This window comes from Staphylococcus sp. EG-SA-2 (assembly GCF_017152085.1).
The window spans coordinates 1-7,432 of sequence record NZ_JACYHC010000272.1 but is presented as its reverse complement, the minus strand read 5'-3'; the positions used below and the strand labels follow the sequence as shown (position 1 = coordinate 7,432).

At 28.3% G+C, this 7,432-nt stretch carries 7 protein-coding genes and 1 pseudogene; 5 read left to right on the top strand and 3 right to left on the bottom strand.

The window, feature by feature from the left end:
* Positions 1-720 precede the first annotated feature (720 nt).
* The 3 genes from lukE to IDG60_RS23890 all read left to right on the top strand — a co-directional run bounded on the left by lukE (position 721) and on the right by IDG60_RS23890 (position 3,024).
* The gene (lukE, locus tag IDG60_RS02655) at positions 721-1,656 is read left to right on the top strand and encodes a bi-component leukocidin LukED subunit E (RefSeq protein WP_000473596.1); all 936 of its coding nucleotides are present in this window, start codon (positions 721-723) and stop codon (positions 1,654-1,656) included.
* 1 nt (position 1,657) lies between these two features.
* Entirely contained in the window at positions 1,658-2,641 is a 984-nt protein-coding gene (gene lukD / locus IDG60_RS02650) for a bi-component leukocidin LukED subunit D (RefSeq protein ID WP_000782463.1), read from the top strand.
* A gap of 257 nt (positions 2,642-2,898) precedes the next feature.
* Complete coding sequence (locus tag IDG60_RS23890) at positions 2,899-3,024, top strand: hypothetical protein (protein ID WP_000216885.1); 126 nt, start codon at positions 2,899-2,901, stop codon at positions 3,022-3,024.
* On the opposite strand, the gene IDG60_RS02645 is transcribed toward IDG60_RS23890, so the two are convergent.
* Positions 3,011-3,802 (bottom strand): DUF1828 domain-containing protein, encoded by a 792-nt coding sequence (locus IDG60_RS02645; RefSeq protein ID WP_000543854.1) that lies wholly within the window; start codon positions 3,800-3,802, stop codon positions 3,011-3,013. The genes IDG60_RS23890 and IDG60_RS02645 overlap by 14 nt on opposite strands.
* A gap of 4 nt (positions 3,803-3,806) precedes the next feature.
* The gene (locus tag IDG60_RS02640; protein ID WP_000550252.1) at positions 3,807-4,280 is read right to left on the bottom strand and encodes a DUF6978 family protein; all 474 of its coding nucleotides are present in this window, start codon (positions 4,278-4,280) and stop codon (positions 3,807-3,809) included.
* A 195-nt stretch (positions 4,281-4,475) separates the two neighbouring features.
* Between IDG60_RS02640 and IDG60_RS02635 the strand changes: the two are divergent.
* Positions 4,476-4,754: pseudogene (locus tag IDG60_RS02635) on the top strand (BsaG family lantibiotic immunity ABC transporter permease subunit); the annotation flags it as partial.
* Between the two features lie 472 nt (positions 4,755-5,226).
* Here IDG60_RS02635 and IDG60_RS02630 read toward each other — a convergent pair.
* Positions 5,227-5,808 (bottom strand): DUF4888 domain-containing protein, encoded by a 582-nt coding sequence (locus tag IDG60_RS02630; RefSeq protein ID WP_001092780.1) that lies wholly within the window; start codon positions 5,806-5,808, stop codon positions 5,227-5,229.
* A 963-nt stretch (positions 5,809-6,771) separates the two neighbouring features.
* Here IDG60_RS02630 and splA point away from each other — a divergent pair.
* The coding region (gene splA / locus IDG60_RS02625; RefSeq protein WP_206160469.1) for a serine protease SplA at positions 6,772-7,432 on the top strand (661 nt) is incomplete at its 3' end.

The window sequence follows — 7,432 nt, the reverse complement described above, 5'->3', positions numbered from 1 at the left end:
CATTTTCATAGGGGATTTTTAAAATTAAGTATTGAAAAATAAAATATTTATATTATAATATAAATAAGTCAACGACCATGCGTGGACAGTAAAACGAAGTACATGCGAATGTAGTAGCCGTTTACTATGAGACTAGGCATTATAATTGAATATCATAGTATAAATTGCCATGAGAGTAGAAGCTTCAGTTTATGAAGACTTCGAAATCATGGTTTTTTATTTTTAAAGTGAAATTTTAGTTCATAGTAAATATATATATGTTTTTAATTCGGCTAAATCATAGCATTAAATTTTTTAGATGAAGCTAGCGATATTACGAAATGATATATAGAAGATTTCAGTTATAACAGTATACGAAGTAATCCTCTCCGTTTAACGGACAATAGTTAATAATCAGTTAATTTTAAATTCAATTATAGATTATTTTTGATAATACAAACATTATTTTTTAAGATTTGATTAAAGTTCGTTTTGATTTTTATAGCGAAAAAGTTGAGCATCGGCAATTTTATCATATTGTTCGAGTATAAAGGGAACTATTTAAATGTAATGAAGGTTGCGCCAAAATGACCGGTTTTCAGCATCATAAATGAATAAATTGTATCATTTTTAATATTTTATAGCATTTTATTTTTTTAATGAACAGTTAATTTTATAAATAAGTGAAATAATCTAGAATAAATTTGTATTAAAAATTTATATAGAAAGAAAGTGAAACTTATGTTTAAGAAAAAAATGTTAGCTGCAACTTTGTCAGTAGGACTGATTGCGCCTTTAGCATCTCCGATTCAAGAATCTAGAGCTAATACTAATATAGAGAATATTGGTGATGGTGCTGAAGTAATCAAACGTACGGAGGATGTAAGTAGTAAGAAATGGGGCGTTACTCAAAATGTTCAATTCGACTTTGTAAAAGATAAAAAATATAACAAAGATGCTTTAATTGTTAAAATGCAAGGTTTTATTAATTCCAGAACTTCATTTTCAGATGTGAAGGGTAGTGGATATGAATTGACTAAACGAATGATTTGGCCATTCCAATATAATATAGGACTGACGACTAAAGATCCAAATGTTAGCTTAATCAATTACCTTCCTAAAAACAAAATAGAAACTACTGATGTTGGTCAAACATTAGGATATAACATTGGAGGTAATTTCCAGTCAGCACCATCTATAGGTGGCAATGGCTCATTTAATTATTCTAAAACAATTAGTTATACCCAAAAGAGTTATGTCAGTGAAGTAGACAAGCAAAACTCAAAATCAGTTAAATGGGGTGTTAAAGCAAACGAATTTGTTACGCCTGATGGTAAAAAATCTGCGCATGATAGATATTTATTCGTACAAAGTCCAAATGGTCCAACAGGTTCAGCAAGAGAATATTTTGCTCCTGATAATCAATTGCCACCTTTAGTTCAAAGTGGCTTTAATCCATCATTTATCACTACACTATCACATGAAAAAGGTTCAAGTGATACGAGTGAATTTGAAATTTCATATGGTAGAAACTTAGATATTACATATGCGACTTTATTCCCTAGAACTGGTATTTACGCAGAAAGAAAGCATAATGCATTTGTAAATAGAAACTTTGTAGTTAGATATGAAGTTAATTGGAAAACACACGAAATTAAAGTGAAAGGACATAATTAATATGAAAATGAAAAAATTAGTCAAATCATCAGTTGCTTCATCAATTGCACTGCTTTTGCTATCGAATACAGTTGATGCAGCTCAACATATCACACCTGTAAGCGAGAAAAAAGTAGATGACAAAATCACTTTATACAAAACAACAGCAACATCTGATAATGATAAATTGAATATTTCTCAAATTTTAACGTTTAATTTCATTAAGGATAAAAGTTATGACAAAGATACATTAGTACTTAAGGCAGCCGGAAACATTAATTCAGGTTATAAAAAGCCTAATCCAAAAGATTACAATTACTCACAGTTTTATTGGGGCGGTAAGTATAATGTTTCGGTTAGTTCAGAATCAAATGATGCTGTAAATGTTGTTGACTATGCACCTAAAAATCAAAATGAAGAATTCCAAGTTCAACAAACATTAGGTTATTCTTATGGCGGAGATATTAATATATCTAATGGCTTATCAGGTGGATTGAATGGATCAAAATCATTTTCAGAAACAATAAATTATAAACAAGAAAGTTACAGAACTACGATTGATAGAAAAACAAATCATAAATCAATTGGCTGGGGTGTTGAGGCGCACAAAATTATGAATAATGGTTGGGGACCATATGGTAGAGATAGTTATGACCCAACATATGGTAATGAACTGTTTTTAGGTGGTAGACAAAGTAGTTCAAATGCTGGACAAAATTTCTTGCCAACACATCAAATGCCTTTATTGGCGCGTGGTAACTTTAACCCAGAATTTATAAGCGTACTTTCTCATAAACAAAATGATACAAAAAAATCTAAAATCAAAGTAACTTACCAAAGAGAAATGGATAGATATACTAATCAATGGAATCGACTACACTGGATTGGTAATAACTACAAAAATCAAAATACAGTAACGTTTACATCTACTTATGAAGTTGACTGGCAAAACCATACTGTTAAATTAATCGGTACGGATTCTAAAGAAACTAATCCTGGAGTATAGAATTGTATATGATTAAATAATCAACAAAGTGCAATTATTTCAATTATCAAACGGAATTAAAGAACTAACATAATTTTTATTTACACACATGATAATTTTTAGTTAGGGAAATGTAGATTACTTTGCTAAATAGCAGGGTGCTAAATTTACGAAAGTAGAATTATTTAGAAACTTCCAACATATAAAAAATTATTAAAAAAATGGAACCACGTCTTAATCGGCGTGGTTCGTTTTGTAGATATAGCATCTATGATTGTATGACGGTGAAAGTTCATTACAAACTTGGTATTGGTAAATTTATCATTTTAAGTATCGGTGATTTAATTGAAATAGAAACTATTATCGAAGAAACATTATATAACACGATAATTATACGTTACTAAACTTTTCTTCAAGTTGTTTTTTGTTTTCAAATGAAAATACCTCTACATTATATTGAGACAACATTGTTGATACTGCTTCGCTAATATCATCTTGTTGTTCTGTAATGATATTAAGTCTAGCATTAGAATCAAAATTTTTATTTCTATGTATTTCAACATCATTCCAATCGAAAAGGACATTTTTTGCATTGTTTTTATCGATTCGTTTAATTGTTTTAACATACTCTGTAGCTTCTCCTGGAAATACTGCTTCGAAACTATGGATTAACTTAGATTTCCCCTCTACCTTAAATTCGGGAAATATATTAGGATAAATCTTTCTGTTTGATAGAAAATATTGCATCACTTCGTCTTTAAATAAGGACTTAATATTTTCTTTCTTTAATATTCCCAAATAACTGATCTCGGAAATAGCCAAAACATAATCATGAATAGCTTGAGATAAGTTTATTCTATTTGTATAAAAGTTTATGTGCTTATTTTCGATGACTAGACTGTAGTTTTGTACAATATTATTGAGAAGTTGATACTTTTTTTGTTTTTTATTACTAGTTAAATCTATACCTAATTGTTCCATGTTCCATAAAGTTTCACCATGATCAGTTAGTTTATATCGATCCCCTGAAAAAGATATATTTACAGAAATAGAATCACCAAAATAATCGACGATAGGTGAATAAAATTCTATAGTTTCATTTTCTAATGGGATAAACTTTGATTCTGTTTGTAAGTAATCAAAATAGTCTTTGCTAATAGATTTAATTGTGTTGTCATGCATAGTATCACCAACTCATGAATAGATTAGTTTCAATTTTAATATTATCATTATGATTAGTTTTTGTATATTCAAGCAAAGTAAATAATTGTTTTACAAAATCAGAGCTATCGTCAAATATATTATAAGGTAAAGGATATGCTTTCATATGGGTTGCGCCGTCAGCTTTTTGTATAAATTCTTTTTCAGAAAATATATTAATTCTATTTCCCCTTATTTTCTCATTATTAGAGTTTTTATGAAAACCGTCATTAAGATTTAAACGTAACAAGCTATAGTTGTAACGGCATTCTCTGAAATTTATAGTTGCTTTTCCAGGCTTTAAAAAATAGCTTAAAGTGAAAAAGTATTCAGAATTACATGATGTTATGTTAATATCTCCCTTACAAGTTTCGTCTAATTTAATGTTGTATTGTTCAAGTATTTCTTTACTTAGATTTACTAAATAATTTAAATCTTCATCGTTCAGTTTCAAATGCATTTAAACATCTCCTTAGTTTAGATTTTACGATCTTAAATCCTTATATTATTTTCAGTATTTGTAGTAAGTTATACAGATGTTTTCTATAAACTTAATAATTATTCCTTTTTAGCGTCATAATCGTTTAGCAATACATGACAATGGAATATTTATTAATTTATTTAGTACCGTCATTTTTAACATTATTAATAATTTGTGATAATGTTAGATATATTTTTCATTAAAGATGTAATGGCTATTGTTGTCGGAGTTTTAATGTTTATTTTTAACGTTTATTTTGGATTAGAAGTGCTTGGAGATCATTCGTGGTTCTATTTACCAATCACATATGCTACGTGTTACGTTTATATGTTTATCGAAGGGAGTATACCAGTTACATTAACATTGGCGATCTATATTATTATCACGTTGCTATTAGCAGTTTTACTCTTTAAAGGATTTAATAAATGGAGCGGTAGAACAATTAAAGATTAAAGATTGGGGCGCTAATGGTAAAAGAAATTTAGTTGCGTTTAAAAGGGAGGAAAGAGAACAGATAAATATGAATACAAAATAATTTTGTATTCGGACAGCAGGGGTATTAGACGCGATTGACAATGTCTGGTTAATTAAACGTAATGTTTATTTAAGCGATGAATATTAGGTGCAAAGTTTTTGAATTTGAATGTAATTGAGGTTTATTGATTAGACATTTTATTGAATTGCGTGTTATTATATAAATGTAAAAATAAGACGACATGCGCGAACATGTCGTCAAAGCAAGCCAAACGCTGGCTTCTAAAATATTTTTTAACCATTCCAACTTGCCAAAGTTAATGCGGAATGGTTTTTTTATTTTCCGCTAATTGAAATAAAAATGACGTTTTAATATATTATGGGCTAGGTGGTTTGTAAGAAAGGGTTAGTTATTAAGGTTTTATGAATTAAGGAAATTTTAGTTTAAGGTTTAATCAATTGTGATTTTATCAATAAAGCGTTTTTTGAATGTAGTTCCATTGCCACTTGTCAGATCTGCTCCTACTTTACCTGAAACAGATGATTTTGTATTGTCAGACTTATCATTACAATGAATAGTTACTGTTTGTCCATCTGTAACCAAACCTTTTTCCTTTAATTTAGATGTAAGTGTTTTCCAACTATCTTCACCACTAACAGTAGTATTAAAATCATCTGACGGTACATTATCTTTTTTCAAGTCAATTTCCTTAAGTTTAGAAAAATTACTTGGAGTACTTGAAAAATCGTCATTATTATTACCATAGGCAGAAACACTTGAAGAATATCCGGTTTTATTAACATATGTTACTGTAATCTCTTCATTTTCGTTACCACTAATAATATTTGAATCAATTAATGAATCTTTAACTTTTTTCCACAATTGACCATTTGTCATTTTTTCTTCTGCTTTTGCTGTTTTAACAACTTTATTTGTATTTAATCCTAAGTATGAAGAATGTAAACCTGTTCCTAATGTTGTTAATACTAAAGCACTTGCTACTAATGTTTTACCTAAAAATTTTGTATTCATTTTTATTGCTCCTTTTTTTATATTGTAAACGTTTACAATGAAAATATAATAATATTTTTTTAAAAGAACAATTAACTAAATATCAAAAATGTATTAACTATCTATTAACTAAAAAATAGAATAATTTTTTAACATCGTTTTGTTGTTTTGAATTATAAAAACTAAAGTAAAAATGTTGGATGTGAAAGATTGTTGATGAGAATTTTGAGATGTAGATAAATATCAAACTAGTCTATAGGTAAAAATTTATAATTAATTTGAAAAGAATGTCTCAAATAATGTTTGAATTAGCAGGTGTCATACTAAGTAATGTTAAGTAAACATTTTATACTTTATCAGAACAAAAAAGACATGCATCAACATGTCAGTGAAACTAATCCATATTATCTTAACAACGAAATTGAATCGAACCTGAAAAACGTATTTACAAATCGCAACTACTCTATCCAAGGCGAAATCGCAAAATCTGATCCCCGAAATAACATATCTCGAAAAAAATTCCATAATTCAATCATCTTCAATAATTAACAATACATTACTAGTTCCAAATATACTCATACATACATGTTTCATTGATTGACTGCATATTGTCATAAATAATAGGGGAACTAATCGCTAATAATATTGTTAAACACAATACATAATAAAGTGAAAGATTTTAAATACATGAATTGTTCACCATTCCGCCATATATTTTCAATTACCTAATTTCCGAATAAATATTACAATTTTAATTCAATAATTAATATTTAAGACCAAAATAATCCTAAAAAGTCAATTTTAATTGCGTGATATTGAGTTTTAAGCATATTTAAATAAATAAGTCAATTAATGTAAAATAATTTAATAAAACGTTAATAAGTGGTTAATTAATATTTAATTAATATTTTTATTTAAAATGTATATAGTAAATGTGTATCTAGATACATTAACTATAAAAATAAATTTGGAAGGAGGTAAAATATGAATAAAAATGTAATGGTTAAAGGTTTAACTGCTTTAACTATTTTAACATCTCTTGGTTTCGCTGAAAATATTTCTAATCAGCCTCATTCAATTGCCAAAGCAGAAAAGAATGTCAAAGAAATTACCGATGCAACTAAGGCACCATACAATTCAGTGGTAGCATTTGCGGGTGGTACTGGTGTAGTTGTTGGTAAAAATACAATCGTAACTAACAAACATATCGCTAAAAGTAATGATATTTTTAAAAATAGAGTAGCAGCACATTATTCGAGTAAAGGTAAAGGCGGAGGAAACTACGACGTTAAAGACATTGTAGAATATCCTGGAAAAGAAGACCTTGCGATAGTTCATGTTCATGAAACAAGTACAGAAGGTTTGAATTTTAATAAGAACGTTAGTTATACAAAATTTGCAGAAGGAGCAAAAGCGAAAGATAGAATTTCTGTTATTGGTTATCCAAAGGGTGCACAAACAAAATATAAAATGTTTGAATCGACAGGAACGATTAACCATATCAGTGGAACGTTTATAGAATTTGATGCGTATGCACAACCAGGTAATTCAGGATCTCCTGTATTGAATTCTAAACATGAACTGATTGGTATTTTATATGCAGGTAGTGGAAAAGATGAATCTGAAAAGAATTTCGGTGTTTATT